We start from the raw sequence: 16,354 nt of genomic DNA, 5'->3' as shown, positions 1-16,354 counted from the left end.
AGATGTTTAGACTATTTTTTTAGAAGTTTCTATATAAAGATACCAAAACACCCTGAACTTTTACTCTATCGGGGCCAAATATTTTGGTTTCATAGTTTCTATTTGCACTTTCCAATGCAACAACTTTACCTTTTTTACGAATTCTTTTTAACATTGCTTCGTGTTCGTCAATTAATGCTACTACAATTTTTCCATTATCTGCTGTATCTGTTCTTTTAATAATAACCGTATCTCCCTCGTGGATTCCAGCTTCAATCATTGAGTCTCCTTGAACTTTCAATCCAAAATAATCTCCATTTTTTTCTAAATTATTTGGTAATGGTATTCTTGAAACTTCATTTTGTATTGCTTCTACAGGAGTACCTGCTGCAATTTTTCCTAATACTGGCACTTCCATTTCATCTGAATTGTTAATTTCTTCGTCTAAACCACCTTTGATAACACTTGGTGAAAAACTATTGTAAATATCGTTTGCTGAAGCTGTTTCTGGCAATTTTACCACTTCTAAAGCTCTTGCTTTATGAGCTAATCTTTTAATAAATCCTCTTTCTTCTAAGGCGCTAATCAATCTATGAATACCTGATTTTGATTTTAAGTTTAGAGATTGTTTCATCTCTTCGTAAGAAGGAGATACACCAGAGCTTCTCAACTTCTTGTTGATAAATAAAAGCAGGTTTTTTTGTTTTTTTGTTAGCATAAGAACAAATATCGTACAAAATATGTTCTATAAAAGTTCTTTTGTTTTAACAATACTAAAAAAAGTGAGTAAAATAGGGCTTAAATTGACTACAAAACTGAAAAAATTGAATTTTCATCCAATTTTTTCAAAAGTGATTCACCAATTAAAAAAGTATTAATTGATGTCTTACTGTTTAATTCCAATAATTCTTCTTTAGATTTAATACCACTTTCAGAAATTAGAGGTCCTTTGTGGTTTTTTACAACATTATAAATATCATAGGTTGTATTTATATCTGTTTTAAGTGTTTTTAAGTTTCTGTTGTTAATACCAATTAGTGCATCTTTAAAATTTAATGCCTTTTGAGCCTCCTCAACAGTATGTACTTCTACTATTACTGACATATCTAATTTCAATGCCTCTTGATATAAATTGTTTGCAAGATCATCTGAGACACCAGCTAAAATAATCAGAATTGCATCTGCACCATAACTTTTGGCAAGGGGCACTTGAAAAGTATCAATAAAAAAATCTTTACATAATATCGGTAAATTAACCTTATCTTTTATTTTGCTTATATGGATTAAATTTCCTAAAAAATAATCTTCTTCAGTTAAAACTGATAAACAAGTAGCATTATTTTTTAAATAAATATCAGCAATTTCTACTGGATTGTAGTCTTCAATTATAACACCTGCAGAAGGACTTGCTTTTTTTATTTCAGCAATAATTGAAGTTTTATTTTCTTTTAAATTGTTTTCAATTTTATCTTTAAAATTTATGTATGATTTATTTTTTTGTATTAATTCATATAATTTTTTAAGATCTATTGATTTTTTTAGATTATCAATTTTTTCGATTTTTTTTTTAATTATATTTTCTAAAACGTTTTCAGACATTTTGTATTTGTTCCAAATGTGAAAAAGTTTTACCAGAAAGAATAAATTGTCTTGCGTGATTATAGGCCTCTTCAAAATCAACAAACTTTTCTGCAACGATTAAACCAGCTGCTGCATTTAGACAAACTGCTTTTGAAAAATCATTATCTTTACCTTTAAATATTTCAATCATTTTATTTGCATTGAATTTTGCATCATTACCAATTAAATTCTCAAATTTCTCAGCGTTCACACCAATTGAATTGGGATCAACCAAGATTTCAGATATTTCTCCATTCTTCAATTGCATTATATTTGTTTTTGCATAAGGAGATATTTCATCCAATCCATCTTCGCTGTTTACTATCCATGCAAATTTTATATTTAAATTTTTTAATCCTTCTGCAAAAATTTTTAATAATTTTTTATCAAATACTCCAACAACTTGTCTTTCTACTAAAGCAGGATTGCTTAAAGGACCAATCATGTTGAAAATAGTTCTTTTACCGATTTTCTTTCTTACAGGACCTACAAATCTCATAGCGCTATGATAATTTGGAGCAAACATAAAACCAAAATTGTTATTGCTTATTTCTTGTTCTATTTCTTTCGGCTCTAAATCAACTTTAATATTAAGAGCTTCCAAAACGTCTCCAGAGCCACATTTTGAGGATACCGCTTTATTGCCGTGCTTTGCAACTTTTATCCCCATACTAGCTAAAAGTAAGGCTGATGCAGTTGATATATTAACAGTGTTCATACCGTCACCACCTGTACCGCATGTATCTATGCAATCTTGAACGTGTACTCTTTTAGATTTTTCTCTAAGTACATAAACACCTCCAGCAATTTCATCTGCGACTTCTCCTTTTTCAGACAGAAGTGTTAAAAAATTATAGATTTGATCCTCATCAGCTTTACCAGTCATTAAAATTTCAAATGCTGACTTACTTTCTTCAAAGGTTAAATTTTCTTTATTTTTAAGTTTTTCTAAAATCTTTTCCATAAAATTAATAATTTATAAAACTTTTTAAAATTTTTATTCCTATCTTAGTTTTAATACTTTCCGGATGGAATTGTACACCATGAATATTAAATTGCTTATGTTGGATAGCCATAATTACCCCATCATCAGTTTCAGCAGTAATCTCTAAATCTTTCGAAAGGGTTTTTTTATCAATAATTAAGCTATGATATCTTGTAGCTTCAAAGGTACTGGGTAGATTTTTTAAAATCCCAATTTTTTTTGATTTAATTTTGCTAGTTTTTCCATGCATTAATTTTTTTGCTTGAATAATTTTAGATCCAAAAACTTGACCTATAATTTGATGTCCAAGACAAACACCTAAAAAGGGCAATTTTTTATGTAATGATTTTAAAATGCTTATGCAATTTCCAGATTGATTTGGATTTCCAGGTCCAGGTGAAATAACAATTTTATCATATTTTTTTCTTAATATTTCTTTAGAGTTAATTTTATCATTTCGTATGACATCAACTTTTACATTTAATGAAGAAATGTAATGATAAAGATTAAATGTAAAACTATCATAATTATCTATTAATAATATTTTCATTATCTTAAAGCATTTATCAAAGCTTTCGCCTTGTTCACTGTTTCATCATATTCGTTTGTAGGCTTACTATCGGCTACGATACCTGCTCCAGCTTGTACATAGAATTTTTTATTTTTTGCAACAGCTGTTCTTAATGCAATACAAGTATCAAATTCACCATTAGCAGAAAAATATCCAATTCCACCAGCATAAACTTTTCTTTTAGATGTCTCTAATTCATCAATAATTTCCATTGCTCTTATTTTAGGAGCACCAGATACAGTACCAGCAGGAAATCCTGCCAACAGTGATTTAAATTTTGAAAACTTTTTATTATACTCTCCAACCACATTGGAAACTATATGCATTACATGAGAGTACCTCTCAATTATAAAACTCTCGGTTACCTTTACAGTATTTATTTTTGATACTTTACCAGCATCATTTCTTCCCAAATCTAAAAGCATTAAATGTTCAGAAAGTTCTTTTTTGTCTTTAAGAAGGTCTTTTTCATAAAAAAGATCTTCTTTTTTATTTTTTCCTCTTGGTCTAGTACCTGCTATTGGTCTTACTGTAATTTTATTATCTCTTAGTCTTACTAAAATTTCTGGACTTGCCCCAATAATTTGGAAGTCATTAAAGTTGAAGTAAAACATGAAAGGAGAGGGGTTAGTTACTCTAAGTTTTTTATAAATTTCTAATGGTTTTTTTGTTAATTTTGCTTCAAATCTTTGACTTAAAACAACTTGAAAAATATCACCAAGTTTAATGTATTTCTTAGCTTTATTAACCATTGCAAGAAATTTATTTTTAGATGTGTTTGATTTAACTTTAATTTTTTTTTCTTTTAACACTCTTTTTGTATCAATATTTTTGATCGTTGATTGTATTAATAGTTTAAATAGATCAGTTTTTATAGCGTCATACTTTTTTTGATAATTTTTAATTTTTTCATCATTAAAAACATTACTTATATAAAATATTTCTTTTTTTAAATTATCATGAATAACCAAGGTTCTTGGTCTCATCAATCTTACATCAGGTAAATTAAGATCATTTTTACATGAGTTAGGAATTTTTTCTATGTATCTTATAGAGTCGTATGAAAAATAACCTGAAATTAGCGAACAAATCTTTGGTAAATTCTTAGGTGTATCAAATTTAAAATTTTCAATAATTTTTTCTATTAATTCTTCTGGTTTATCTTTAAGAATGATTTTGTTATTTTCAGTGATTAAATATGACTTTTGGTTGTTGAACTCCCATATCTTATCAGGATCTTTACCAAAAATTGTGTATCTACCTTTAATTTTTCCTTTTTCAACAGACTCAAATATAAAACTATTTTTTTCCTCTAAAAAATTATCAATTAAATTTATTACTTCATCATCAGAATTTACTTTTTTAGAAGTGTATATAATCTGATTTTTTTTGCTTCTATGTCGAAACTTAAAATCTTTGAAGCTTCGATTAATTATCATTTGAAATAGTTTTTAATTCTATCAATAGTTTTTTGATTCAATTGAACCTGATATTTATTATTCAACAGGGTATCGTAAGATTGTAAAATACTTTTTCTATTGTTTGTATTTTGTGAATTTACAAATCCTTTATATTCCTCGCCTTGTTTATTTATCGTATTTTTATTTATACCTTTTATTTTGACTAAAAATATTTGATTATTAGTATTGTTTACTAAAGCAAATGAATTTTGAGGTAATGAGTAGAGCATTTTAATTGAATTTACTTCAAACAGCCCATCATCACTAATTGAATTAATTGATCCAGTTTGGATTTTACCTGAACTTAACTCTATAAATTTACTTTCATTAAATCCATCATTCTGTATTTCTTCAATTATTTTTCTATTGTAATCAAATTTACCTTTTTGATAAATAAGCTCGACAATTTCACTTTTTACTGTCTCATCATTTAAATCTGGCGAACGATCATATTCATTCTCTATTTTATAAAGAATATAATTATCGCCACTTTCAAATATATCTAATTTGCTTGATTTTTTTGAGTAAATTAACTTTTCGTTCGTACTAGTGTTTTCATCTGGAGCAAATTCATTAATATTATTCACATCTACATTTATGTTTTCGATTATCGAACTAAAACTTTCATTTTGAGAAATTTTATTTTCTATTGCATCAATTTCGTTAAAAAAATCTTGATTAAATTCATCAATTCCAATTAAATTTTTTGGATTTAAAATCACATATTTGAAGTCAATATATTCTCTTTTTAATTGATCTTTATTTTCTTCAATAAATGTATTGATTTCATCTGATGTATAATCTTCTTTAATCTTATATAAATTCTCCATATCAAAGTATTCAATAGATAATGTTTTATTGTTTTCTTCAAATTTACTTTCTATTAGAAATTCAGGGGTAACAGTACCTGCACCAATAAAATCAAATAAGTGTTTCTGTAAACCTTGATTTTTTAATTTCAACTCAAACAAAGGAGCAGACATATTATTTGAAAGTAAAAATTTTTCGTATTTAATTCTTTCAAAAGCACCATTCTCGTCTTTAAAATTTTTATTGTCTTTTAGATATTTTAAAATTGTCTTTTCGTTTATAGAAAGTTTAAAATCTTCAATCTCTAGATCAATTAAAGTTGTTGAAATAAGTCCTGATAGTAATTCTTCTATAATGTTGTTATCTAAATTATTTCTTATTGCTTCTTGTGAAATTCCACTTTGATTAACATAGTCCATGAAATCTTGAGTGGTAACGTTAGTTTTATTTATTTTAGCAATATTATTTTGATTATTAGTGCTAAAGCCACCGCCAAATCCACCAAATCCAAAAGCTATTATGATGATTACTATTAAAACTAATCCGCCAAATTGTTTCCAACCTAAATTTTTTAATTTTTCAACCATAACGTTATATATTTATTGATCTGTAAAAAACAAATCTATAGATTAAAAAGTCAATTATGACAAATAAATATATGTATTTTATAGCTAATTGGAAAATGTTTGGAGATTTAAAAACTATAAATTCATTAGATAAAGTTATTAAATTCTCAAAAAGTCATAAAAAAAATAAGTTCAAACTAATTTATTGTCCTCCAAATACTCTAATACGTCCAATTTCAAAAAGACTTAGTAAAACAAATATTGAAGTTGGTGCACAAAATTCTCATCAAAATTTAGATTATGGAGCTTTTACAGGTCAGGTTAATGCAAGAATGCTTAAAAGTGTTGGAGCAAAATATGTGATCTTGGGTCATTCCGAAAACAGAATGGCTGGAGAAAATGACAATCTAATTAATCTTAAAATAAAAAATTCAATCAAATCTGGTTTAAAAATTATTTTTTGTATTGGTGAAACTCTGAAACAAAAAAGAGATAAAAAGACTAATCAAGTTTTAAATAGTCAATTAAAGAAAGGATTAAAATCTATCAAAAAAATTAATGATATAATTATTGCGTACGAACCAGTATGGTCAATTGGAACTGGTTTAATTCCTTCATCTGAGGAACTGTCTAAATCAATTAAATTTATAAAAAGTAAATTTGGAAAAAAATCTCCAAAAGTTTTATATGGAGGCTCTGTTAACAGTAAAAATATTGATCAATTAAAAATAATTCCTAACATAGATGGTTTTTTAATAGGTGGAGCATCACAAAATCCAAAGAAATTTATTGATATAATTAAAAAAACCATTAATTAGACCCACATGGAAACATTATTACTTGTAGTTAATATCATACTTGCGTTTATTTTAGTTGTGCTTGTGCTACTTCAAAAATCAGAGGGTGGCGCTTTAGGTATTGGTGTTTCACAAGAAAATTTCATGCTATCAAGGTCTGCTGGTAGTTTTATTACTAAAGCAACTGCGATAGTTGCAACTTTATTTATCATTTGTAGCTTAGCACTGACAATAATTTCTAGAGCAGAATTAACGCCTACAGGATCAGTTTTAGACACGGTTGAAGAAAAAACTGAAGATACTCCATCAATTCCTGAAAATAATTAATTAATACTTTCTATTTCTTTTTTTATCAGCTATAAAATAATTCCATGGCGCGATATATATTTGTCACTGGCGGCGTGGTTTCATCCCTTGGAAAAGGTCTATCATCAGCATCATTAGCTTATCTATTACAGTCACGTGGTTATAAAGTTAGGCTTAGAAAATTAGATCCATACTTAAATGTAGATCCTGGAACAATGAGCCCATTCCAGCATGGAGAAGTTTTTGTAACAGATGATGGTGCTGAAACAGATTTAGATTTAGGTCACTATGAAAGATTTTCAGGAGTTACTGCAAAGAAAACAGATAATATTACTACAGGAAAAATTTATAGCGATGTTCTGAGAAAAGAAAGAAAAGGAGAATATCTTGGAAAGACAGTACAAGTTATTCCACATATAACCGATAGAATTAAAGAATTTATTAAATACGATACGTCAAAAGAAGATTTTGTAATTTGCGAAATAGGTGGAATTGTAGGTGATATTGAAAGCTTACCATTTGTTGAGGCTATAAGACAATTTTCAAATGATATTGGGAAAAAAAATTCTTTATTTATTCATTTAACGTTAGTTCCATACTTAAAAGCATCAGATGAAATAAAAACCAAACCAACACAACACTCTGTCAAAGAATTGAGAAGTATTGGTATTCAACCTGATATAATTATTTGTAGATCAGAAAGACCAATACCTTTAGAGCATAGAAAAAAAATATCTCTATTTTGTAATGTTGATATTAAAAATGTAATTGAAACGGTTGATGTAAAAACAATTTACGAAGCACCAATTAGTTTTGCTAAAGAAAAGTTAGATGTTCAAGTTTTAGATTACTTTAAAATAAAATCTAAAAAATCAAATAACCTAAATCCTTGGAAGAAAATTACCAAAATTACACTTAATACAAAAAAACAAGTTAATATTGCGATAATAGGTAAGTATGTAGAATTAAAAGATGCATATAAATCATTAGATGAAGCCTTAACGCATGGAGGAATTACAAACAACTTGAAGGTAAATTTAGTTAGAATTGATTCAGAAAAATTAAAAGTTTCTGAAATTAAAAGCAAACTTAAAAATGTTTCAGGTATTCTAATACCAGGAGGATTTGGAAAAAGAGGAACTGAGGGAAAAATCGAAGCAATTAAATATTCAAGAATTAATAAAATACCATTTTTAGGTATTTGTTACGGTATGCAAATGGCAATAATAGAATTTGCTAGAAATAAATTAAAAATTAAAAAAGCAACTTCTTCTGAGTTTGATAAAGGTGGTGTTCATATAATTGGTTTAATGAATGAGTGGGAAAAAAGTGGAAAAAAAGTTAAAGGTACAGATAAAAATTTAGGTGGAACAATGAGACTTGGTTCTTATGATGCAATTTTAAAAGATAAGTCTAAAATTAGAGATATTTATAAATCAAGATTAATCAAAGAAAGACACAGACATAGATATGAAGTGGATATTTCATTTAAGGAAAAATTTGAGAAAAATGGACTGATATTTTCTGGTTTATCACCAGATAATAAACTTCCTGAGATAATTGAACTTAAAAATCATCCTTGGTTTATTGGAGTTCAGTTCCACCCTGAATTTAAATCTAGACCTTTATCTCCTCATCCTTTATTCTCTTCATTTATCAAAGCAGCAAAAAATCATAAATGAGTAGTATTACAGTCAATTGTGGGAACATAGAAATTTCAAACGATAAAAAAATTTGTATCATTGCTGGTCCATGTCAACTTGAAACAGAACAGCATGCAATGGACATGGCTGGAAAAATAAAAGAAATAACTTCCAAATATGGTCTAGGTTTTATTTATAAAACTTCTTTTGATAAAGCTAATCGAACAAGTTTAAAAGGTAAGAGAGGTGCTGGTTTGGAAGCTTCATTACCTGTGTTTGACAAAATTAAAAAAGAATTAAATATTCCAATTTTGACCGACATTCATAATTCAGAGCAATGTTCAGTAGTTGCTAATCACGTTGATGTTTTACAAATTCCAGCTTTTCTTTGCAGACAAACTGATCTTTTAATTGCTGCTGCAAAAACAAATAAAATTATAAATGTTAAAAAAGGTCAATTTCTAGCTCCTTGGGACATGGTAAATGTTACAAAAAAAATATCAGACTCAGGAAACTCAAATATTCTTGTTACTGAAAGAGGCGCAAGTTTTGGATACAACACTTTGGTTTCTGACATGAGATCTTTACCTATTATGGCTAAGAATGGGTATCCAGTTATTTTTGATGCAACGCATTCAGTTCAACAACCTGGAGGACAAGGAGAGTCTTCTGGAGGTCAAAGAGAATTTGTTGAGTATCTTGCAAGAGCAGCTGTTGCCGTTGGGGTTGCAGGTGTATTTATAGAAACTCATCAAGATCCAGATAATGCACCATCTGATGGGCCTAACATGGTTCCTCTAGATAAACTAGAAAATTTACTAAAACATTTAACCGAAATTGATAAACTTATTAAGTGAGTAAAATAACAAAAGTTAAAGCACGACAAGTTTTTGATAGTCGAGGAAATCCAACAGTAGAAGCTGAGGTCTATACTAATAATTTAAGTGCATCTGCCATATGCCCATCAGGTGCATCAACTGGAACATACGAAGCTTTTGAAAAACGAGATAAAAACAATAAGAAGTATTTAGGTAAAAGTGTTTTAAAAGCTGTTGAATTAGTAAATTCAAAAATTTCAAAAAAATTAAAAGGTCAAAGCGTTCATAATCAAGAGAGAATTGATGCCTTATTAATTAATTTAGATGGTACGAGACAAAAAACCAATTTAGGTGCAAATGCTATGCTTGCAGTATCAATGGCTGTAAAAAAACTTTCTGCAAAAGTAAAAAAACTACCTTTGTATAAAACATTTTTTTTAAAAAATAATTTTCAATTACCTTATCCACTGATGAATATTATTAACGGTGGAGCTCATGCCAACAATGGTCTTAGAATTCAAGAGTTTATGATAAGACCAGATAGAGCAAAAAGTTTCTCAGAAGCAATGAGGATTTGTTTCGTTGTAATTAAAAACTTAAGTAATTTAATTAAAAACAAAGGTTATTCTACCTCAGTTGGTGATGAAGGCGGTTTTGCACCTATGATTAGTAGTAATAACCAGGCTTTAGATTTGATTGTTTCAGCAATTAAGAAATCTGGATTTGTTAATGGTAAAGATGTTTCAATTTGTTTGGATGTGGCTGCAAATGAACTATTAAAAAAAAACAAATATTCAATCCATTCAAAAAGTTTTGTAAGCGTTGAAAAATCAATAAAAGAATACCAAAAAATTATCAAGAAATATAAAATTAAATCTATAGAAGATCCTTTTGCAGAAAATGATTGGTTAGCTTGGAATAAATTAATGCGTTCAGTAAAAAAAGTTCAGATTGTGGGAGATGATCTTTATGTTACAAATCTTGAGAGATTAAAAAAAGGATTTTTAAATATTTCATCTAATTCTATATTAATTAAACTTAATCAGATAGGTACTGTTTCTGAAACTCTAGATGTAATTAAATTTGCTCAAACTATCGGTTATAAAACAATAATTTCTCATAGGTCTGGAGATAGTGAGGACACATTCATTGCTGATTTGGCAGTTGGAACAAATTCTAATCAAATTAAAACAGGATCTTTAGCACGTTCAGAAAGAGTTGCTAAATACAATCAATTAATTCGTATTGAAGAAGAACTTGGAAATAAGGCAAGAATGAATAAAATCAATTAATGTTGAGATTAATAAAAAGAAATTATTTTTTATTAACATCAATTTTTTTAATATTTTATTTTATTTTTAATTTAGTTTCTGGAGAAAGAGGGCTTTTTTCATATTTTGAAAAAAAAGAACTTTTGTCTGACTTGAAAAAAGAAGAGGCATTATTAATTAATAAAATAGAGGATATTGATCATAAGAATTCTCTATTAAGTACAAATCTGGATTTAGATTATGTGGAAATATTAATCAGAGAAAGATTTTTATTTGGTAAAAAAGGTGAAACAATTTATTTAATTAAAAAAGATGAAAAGTAGACATCCCGAAAAAGAAAATAAGCCAATAAATCCAATTAAAAAAAAACCAGATTGGATTAGATCAAAGCTTACAAATAGCAAAGAATTTTTTTTAACAAAAACAATAGTTAATAATAATAATTTAGTAACTGTTTGTCAGGAAGCAAACTGTCCAAATATTACTGAGTGCTGGAGTAAGAGACACGCAACTTTTATGATAATGGGTGATACATGCACAAGAGCGTGTGCTTTCTGTGATGTTAAAACTGGTGTTCCAGGAAATTTAGATCCATTAGAGCCGATCAAAATTTCACAAGCTGTAAAAAAATTAAATTTAAAACATGTTGTAATAACTTCAGTTGATAGAGATGATCTTCATGATGGAGGATCTGAACATTTTTATGATGTGATCAACCAAACAAGAAAATCAAACCCACATACAACTATAGAAGTTTTAACACCAGACTTTTTAAGAAAAGGGGACGCATATAAAAAAGTTATTGATGCCAAACCAGATGTTTTCAATCATAATATTGAGACTGTTCCTAGTCTTTATTTAAAAGTAAGACCAGGATCTAGATATTTTGCATCCTTAGAACTTTTAAAAAATGCAAAGAAAATTGATAAAAATATTTTTACTAAATCTGGAATTATGGTTGGGTTAGGAGAAACAAGAGATGAAATATTGCAAGTTATGGATGATTTAAGAGCAGCTGATGTAGATTTTATAACTATCGGCCAGTACTTGCAGCCATCAACAAAACATTTTCCATTAGATAGATATTATACCCCAAAAGAATTTGATGATTTAGGAACTGTAGCAAAAGCTAAGGGATTTTTATTAGTTTCCTCATCACCTTTAACAAGATCTTCTTATCATGCCGATGAAGATTTTGCTAAGTTACAACAAAATAGAATAAAAAGTAATTAATGCCCAAAGCATCAGTTACACGTCACATTGCACGTGATAAACAAACATTAATTGATTTTGTTTTAGATATTGAAAAGTATCCTGAATTCATTCCATTTTGTATAGACTCAAAAGTTTATGAAACAAATGACGAGAGAGATGTAAAAAAAATAATTGCTGATCTGACCATTGGTAAAAGACCTTTTGTAGATACTTATAAAAGTGATGTAAGATATGATAAAAAAAACGACTCTATTCATGTAACCAATATTGATGGTCCCTTAAAACATCTTGAAAATAATTGGAAATTTGTAGAAAAAGATAATTTAACAGAAGTTCAATTTGATGTTGATTTTGAAATTAAAAATAAGTTTTTGAATTTAATAATGGAAAAATCATTTCAATTTGGTTTAAACAAAATAGCTGATGCTTTTCAAAAAAGAGCTGAAAATCTTTAAGAAATAATTTTTGTAATTTTATTTAATGCCTCTTTTACTGTATTTTTTTGAATAATTGATCTGTTCCTAGATTTAAATTTATTTTCTAAAATTAATAAATATTTTCCTGTTTTAATCCCAATATAGACAAGACCAACTGGTTTTAATTTTGATCCTCCTCCTGGTCCAGCAATACCAGTAATTGATACATTAATTTTGCTTTTAGAAATTTTAGATAAATTCTTTACCATTTCTTCACAGCATTCTTTGCTTACAGCACCATATTTTTTTATGATATTTCTATCTACTTTTAAGATTTTAGTTTTTGCCTCATTAGAGTAAGCAATTAAACCCATTTGAAAGTATTTGGATGAATTTGCTAGTTTAGTAAGATTGTTAGATAACAAACCTCCTGTACAAGACTCAGCTACAGAAATTGTTAATTTTTTATCTATCAGTTTTTTATGTAGTTTTTTTAAATACATTAAAATATGAAACTAACTAAATAGACTACAACCATTGAGTAAAGACCAGCCATTATATCATCCATAATTATACCAAAATAATTTTTATGATTTTTATCGAAATAGCTTACCGGAAATGGCTTTAAAATATCAAAAAATCTAAACGATAATAAAGAAATAATATAATAAAATTCAATAGCAATATTGATTTGATTAGTTTGCTTTAAATAAAGCAGAAGTATCAAAGGCATCGATTGGCCCAAAACTTCATCAATTACAATTTGTCTAGGATCTTTATTTTCAAATTCACTTTCTGTGTCTTTGACTGCATAAAAAGAGTAAAAAAACAAAATAATAAAAAAAACTATCGAGAATTTTAAACTTGTATAATCAAGAATTTCATAAGCTATATAAATAAAGATTGTTGTGACAACCGATGTAACAGTGCCAGGCATTTTTGTTAAGTAACCGTAACCAAAGAAAGTTGAGATTAAAACGTTAATTTTTTTCATTTTGATATTGAGCAAATTACTTCACAGGCAATTGCTTTTTCTTTTCCTATTAATCCAAGTTTTTCTGTAGTTTTACCTTTTAAATTAATTAAATCTTTATTTAAATCTAAAAGATTTGAAAGTGAATTAATTATTTTATCTCTGTATTTTGATATTTTTGGTTTTTCACATATAAGATTAATGTCTAAATTATTGATATAGTAATTATTTGAATTTAATAAATTTATTATTGGTTTTAGCATTTTTGGAGATCTAATATTTTTAAACTTGTTACTGTTATCTGGAAAAAAAGTACCAATATCTTTTTTTCTCATTGCTCCTAATATCGAGTCAATTATTGAATGAATAATTACATCACCATCTGAGTGTCCTTTTAATCCTGAGTGATAAGGTATTTTAATACCTCCTAAATAAAGTTTTTTACCTCTGATTAGTCTATGAATATCAAACCCTATACCAAAGTAAGTTAATTTTTTCTTAATATCTTCTTTGAAAGTAATTTTAGTATTTAAATTTTCACCTTTAATGAATTTTACTTTAATATTGTTTTCAATAAATAATGTTGCTTCGTCTGTAACTACCTTTTTTTGTTTTATTGATAAATTATATAAATCTTTAAATTTAAAAGCCTGGGGGGTTTGAGTTAAAATTGAATTATCTCGATTTAAATTAAATATCAAATTCTTAATCTGATATTTAATTGAGTCTTTTGATTTAATTACAGGTATGACAGCATTATGTTTTTTTAGCGTACTGATTAATTTTTTTAAAAGAAGCAAAGTAAAATTTGGTCTTGCTGCATCGTGTATAAGAACATTGGTGGGTTTGTATTTCTTAATAAACTTTAAAGCAATTAACGAAGAATCAGATCTTTCTTTCCCACCAATTATAATTGAGACATTTTTTGGAAATTTTTCTTTAATCTCATTTTTTTTGTTAACTACAATTATTATTTTTTTAAAAAGTTTTGACTTTAAAGCCTTATCAACAGAGTGTTTGAATAAAGGTTTGCCTTCATAAATGTTGTATTGTTTGGGTTTTTTTGAATTAAACCTTTTGCTTTGTCCTGAAGCTAGTATTATAAAATAGTTACTCATATTTATAGAAATTTTATACCTAAATGTCAGATTTTATTAAAAAAAATATTTATTTGATAATATTATTTATTATCACATTATCGATAGGTTTTTTAACGTTTTTAACTTTTATTGATAAAGGTTTTATTCAACTAACAGACAAAAATTTACAATATCTGCTGATACTAAATATTTTTTTACTAGCTGCTCTTTTTGTTTTTATTTTTTTTGAAATTAGAAGGGCCATAAGAACAGATATTGATAAAGATGGTTTAAAATCTAATAAAAAATACATCACTGTTTTTGCTCTCTTTACTTTAATACCTTCAGTTTTAATATCTATTTTCTCTTTGTTCCTTTTTTCGTTTGCTTTAGAAAAATATTTTGACAAAAAGGTTACTACAGTTGTTAATAATTCTTATGAACTTGCTAGAAACTATGTTGAAGAAATTAGAAACAAAATTCAATCCGATATTGTATTAATTGCTTTTGATACCAATAAAAGTAAAAATTTTCTAAATGATAATCCTAATGAATACAAAAGATTCTTAGATACACAGAAATTAATCAGAGGTGTTGATGAAATACATATTATAAATGTTGATAAAGAACTATTGTTTACATCTCTTAAAGATAATCAGCCATATATACCACCTGTTGATAGAGCATTAGCATTAGTACTTGATGATGATAGACCATTGAAAATAATTAATGCCCCAGAAAATATATCAGCAGCAATTATGAGATTACAAAATTTTGATAATAGATTTTTGTACGTTGTAAAATATCTTGATAAAGATATTTCAAGATACTTAAACGAGTCACAAGAAGCTATTAATTTTTATTACACTGTTGAAGAAAAGAGTACAGGCATTAAAATTTCTTTTGCAATTATTTATGTTATTGTTGTAAGTGTATTGTTGTTTGTATCTATATCAATAGCCATACGATTTTCTTCTAGATTTTTTAGATCTATTAATAATTTAATTAATGCCTCTGTCTCAATTGGAGAAGGAAAATTTGATACAAAAGTTCCAGAGGTAAAAACTGATAAAGATTTAGAAATATTAAACAAAAATTTTAACTTAATGATCGATAGACTTAGAAATCAACAAGAAAAATTAATTATTAATGAAAGACATGAAGCGTGGAGTAATTTAGCAAGAAAATTAGCACACGAAATTAAGAACCCATTAACTCCAATTCAGTTGACAATAGATAGAATGAAATCAAAATATTCTAAACAAGTCAATGAAGATGATAAAAAAAATTTTGATGAAAATCTAAAGATAATAAATAATCAAATTAAACAAATAGGAAATTTAGTTAATGAATTTTCTGATTTTGCTCGTATGCCAAAACCAATTTTAAAAGAAAATAATTTAATTCAAATTATTGAAGAAAATATCAAATTATTAAATGAGTTAGATAATTCGATTAATATTTCTGTTAACACCAATTCAAAAGAAGTTTTTTTAAATAGTGACAAAGAACAACTTGCAAGAGTTTTCTTTAATTTAATTAAAAATTCTATCGAAAGTATCCAACAAAGAGCAGAAAATGACAGTAATTTAGATAAAATAATCACGATTGAAGTTAATGAAGAAAATAACCATATAAAAATTAATTTAATTGATAATGGTGTCGGTTTTGGAATATTTGCAGCAAATATTAAAGATATCTTAAATCCATATTTTACTACTAAAAAAAATGGAACTGGATTGGGTCTCTCAATAGTAAGTAAAATTATAAATGACCATAATGGAAAAATTGAATTTATACCTTTAGACGAAGGTGCAAAAATTAAAATAGATTTTATTAAATAGA

The 16,354-nt window shown here is 27.0% G+C and carries 18 protein-coding genes; 9 read left to right on the top strand and 9 right to left on the bottom strand.

Going from position 1 to position 16,354, the window contains the following annotated elements; translation table 11 throughout:
• Nucleotides 1-19 precede the first annotated feature (19 nt).
• The 6 genes from lexA to VP90_RS01440 all read right to left on the bottom strand — a co-directional run bounded on the left by lexA (nucleotide 20) and on the right by VP90_RS01440 (nucleotide 6,012).
• Complete coding sequence (lexA, locus tag VP90_RS01465) at nucleotides 20-697, bottom strand: transcriptional repressor LexA (protein WP_262589277.1); 678 nt, start codon at nucleotides 695-697, stop codon at nucleotides 20-22.
• Nucleotides 698-786: 89 nt separating this feature from the next.
• Complete coding sequence (locus VP90_RS01460; RefSeq protein WP_262589276.1) at nucleotides 787-1,578, bottom strand: indole-3-glycerol phosphate synthase TrpC; 792 nt, start codon at nucleotides 1,576-1,578, stop codon at nucleotides 787-789.
• Nucleotides 1,571-2,563 (bottom strand): anthranilate phosphoribosyltransferase, encoded by a 993-nt coding sequence (trpD, locus tag VP90_RS01455; protein WP_262589275.1) that lies wholly within the window; start codon nucleotides 2,561-2,563, stop codon nucleotides 1,571-1,573. The genes VP90_RS01460 and trpD overlap by 8 nt, the downstream gene beginning before the upstream one ends.
• A gap of 4 nt (nucleotides 2,564-2,567) precedes the next feature.
• Nucleotides 2,568-3,134, bottom strand: coding sequence for an anthranilate synthase component II (locus VP90_RS01450; RefSeq protein WP_262589273.1), 567 nt, complete (start codon nucleotides 3,132-3,134; stop codon nucleotides 2,568-2,570).
• Complete coding sequence (gene trpE / locus VP90_RS01445) at nucleotides 3,134-4,594, bottom strand: anthranilate synthase component I (protein ID WP_262589272.1); 1,461 nt, start codon at nucleotides 4,592-4,594, stop codon at nucleotides 3,134-3,136. Before trpE ends, VP90_RS01450 begins: the two co-directional genes overlap by 1 nt.
• On the bottom strand, nucleotides 4,591-6,012 hold the full coding sequence (locus VP90_RS01440) for a SurA N-terminal domain-containing protein (protein ID WP_262589271.1): 1,422 nt from the start codon (nucleotides 6,010-6,012) through the stop codon (nucleotides 4,591-4,593). Before VP90_RS01440 ends, trpE begins: the two co-directional genes overlap by 4 nt.
• Before the next feature lie 56 nt (nucleotides 6,013-6,068).
• On the opposite strand from VP90_RS01440, the gene tpiA reads away from it, so the two are divergent.
• Genes tpiA through VP90_RS01400 form a run of 8 tightly spaced genes read left to right on the top strand, consistent with a single transcriptional unit; the run spans nucleotide 6,069 to nucleotide 12,496 of the window.
• A complete protein-coding gene (gene tpiA, locus VP90_RS01435; RefSeq protein WP_262589270.1) occupies nucleotides 6,069-6,809 on the top strand; it encodes a triose-phosphate isomerase in 741 nt (246 codons plus the stop codon).
• A 6-nt stretch (nucleotides 6,810-6,815) separates the two neighbouring features.
• Nucleotides 6,816-7,115 (top strand): preprotein translocase subunit SecG, encoded by a 300-nt coding sequence (secG, locus tag VP90_RS01430; RefSeq protein WP_262589269.1) that lies wholly within the window; start codon nucleotides 6,816-6,818, stop codon nucleotides 7,113-7,115.
• 44 nt (nucleotides 7,116-7,159) lie between these two features.
• A complete protein-coding gene (locus tag VP90_RS01425; RefSeq protein ID WP_262589268.1) occupies nucleotides 7,160-8,776 on the top strand; it encodes a CTP synthase in 1,617 nt (538 codons plus the stop codon).
• Entirely contained in the window at nucleotides 8,773-9,594 is an 822-nt protein-coding gene (kdsA, locus tag VP90_RS01420) for a 3-deoxy-8-phosphooctulonate synthase (RefSeq protein WP_262589267.1), read from the top strand. Before VP90_RS01425 ends, kdsA begins: the two co-directional genes overlap by 4 nt.
• Nucleotides 9,591-10,847, top strand: a complete 1,257-nt coding sequence (gene eno / locus VP90_RS01415; protein WP_262589266.1) for a phosphopyruvate hydratase — start codon at nucleotides 9,591-9,593, stop codon at nucleotides 10,845-10,847. Before kdsA ends, eno begins: the two co-directional genes overlap by 4 nt.
• Nucleotides 10,847-11,149, top strand: coding sequence for an FtsB family cell division protein (locus VP90_RS01410; RefSeq protein ID WP_262589265.1), 303 nt, complete (start codon nucleotides 10,847-10,849; stop codon nucleotides 11,147-11,149). Before eno ends, VP90_RS01410 begins: the two co-directional genes overlap by 1 nt.
• Nucleotides 11,139-12,059: a lipoyl synthase gene (gene lipA, locus VP90_RS01405; protein ID WP_262589264.1), complete on the top strand. Its 921-nt coding sequence runs from the start codon at nucleotides 11,139-11,141 to the stop codon at nucleotides 12,057-12,059. Before VP90_RS01410 ends, lipA begins: the two co-directional genes overlap by 11 nt.
• Nucleotides 12,059-12,496 carry a type II toxin-antitoxin system RatA family toxin gene (locus tag VP90_RS01400; RefSeq protein ID WP_262589263.1) on the top strand — a complete coding sequence of 146 codons (438 nt, stop codon included), beginning with the start codon at nucleotides 12,059-12,061 and terminating at the stop codon, nucleotides 12,494-12,496. Before lipA ends, VP90_RS01400 begins: the two co-directional genes overlap by 1 nt.
• Here VP90_RS01400 and VP90_RS01395 read toward each other — a convergent pair.
• From VP90_RS01395 to ispF, 3 genes are read right to left on the bottom strand one after another with little or no spacing between them, the layout of a single operon-like run.
• Nucleotides 12,493-12,960, bottom strand: coding sequence for a CinA family protein (locus VP90_RS01395; RefSeq protein WP_262589262.1), 468 nt, complete (start codon nucleotides 12,958-12,960; stop codon nucleotides 12,493-12,495). The two genes, VP90_RS01400 and VP90_RS01395, sit on opposite strands and share 4 nt — an antisense overlap.
• Nucleotides 12,960-13,451, bottom strand: coding sequence for a phosphatidylglycerophosphatase A family protein (locus VP90_RS01390; RefSeq protein ID WP_262589261.1), 492 nt, complete (start codon nucleotides 13,449-13,451; stop codon nucleotides 12,960-12,962). Before VP90_RS01390 ends, VP90_RS01395 begins: the two co-directional genes overlap by 1 nt.
• The gene (gene ispF, locus VP90_RS01385; RefSeq protein WP_262589260.1) at nucleotides 13,448-14,548 is read right to left on the bottom strand and encodes a 2-C-methyl-D-erythritol 2,4-cyclodiphosphate synthase; all 1,101 of its coding nucleotides are present in this window, start codon (nucleotides 14,546-14,548) and stop codon (nucleotides 13,448-13,450) included. Before ispF ends, VP90_RS01390 begins: the two co-directional genes overlap by 4 nt.
• Nucleotides 14,549-14,571: 23 nt before the next feature.
• Between ispF and VP90_RS01380 the strand changes: the two genes are divergently transcribed.
• Nucleotides 14,572-16,353, top strand: a complete 1,782-nt coding sequence (locus tag VP90_RS01380; RefSeq protein ID WP_262589259.1) for a sensor histidine kinase NtrY-like — start codon at nucleotides 14,572-14,574, stop codon at nucleotides 16,351-16,353.
• Nucleotide 16,354 lies beyond the last annotated feature (1 nt).

Origin of the sequence: Candidatus Pelagibacter ubique HIMB140, from assembly GCF_025558165.1 — a bacterium.
GTDB classification, from domain to species: Bacteria; Pseudomonadota; Alphaproteobacteria; order Pelagibacterales; family Pelagibacteraceae; genus Pelagibacter; species Pelagibacter ubique_T.
This window is presented reverse-complemented; position numbering and strand designations above follow the sequence as displayed.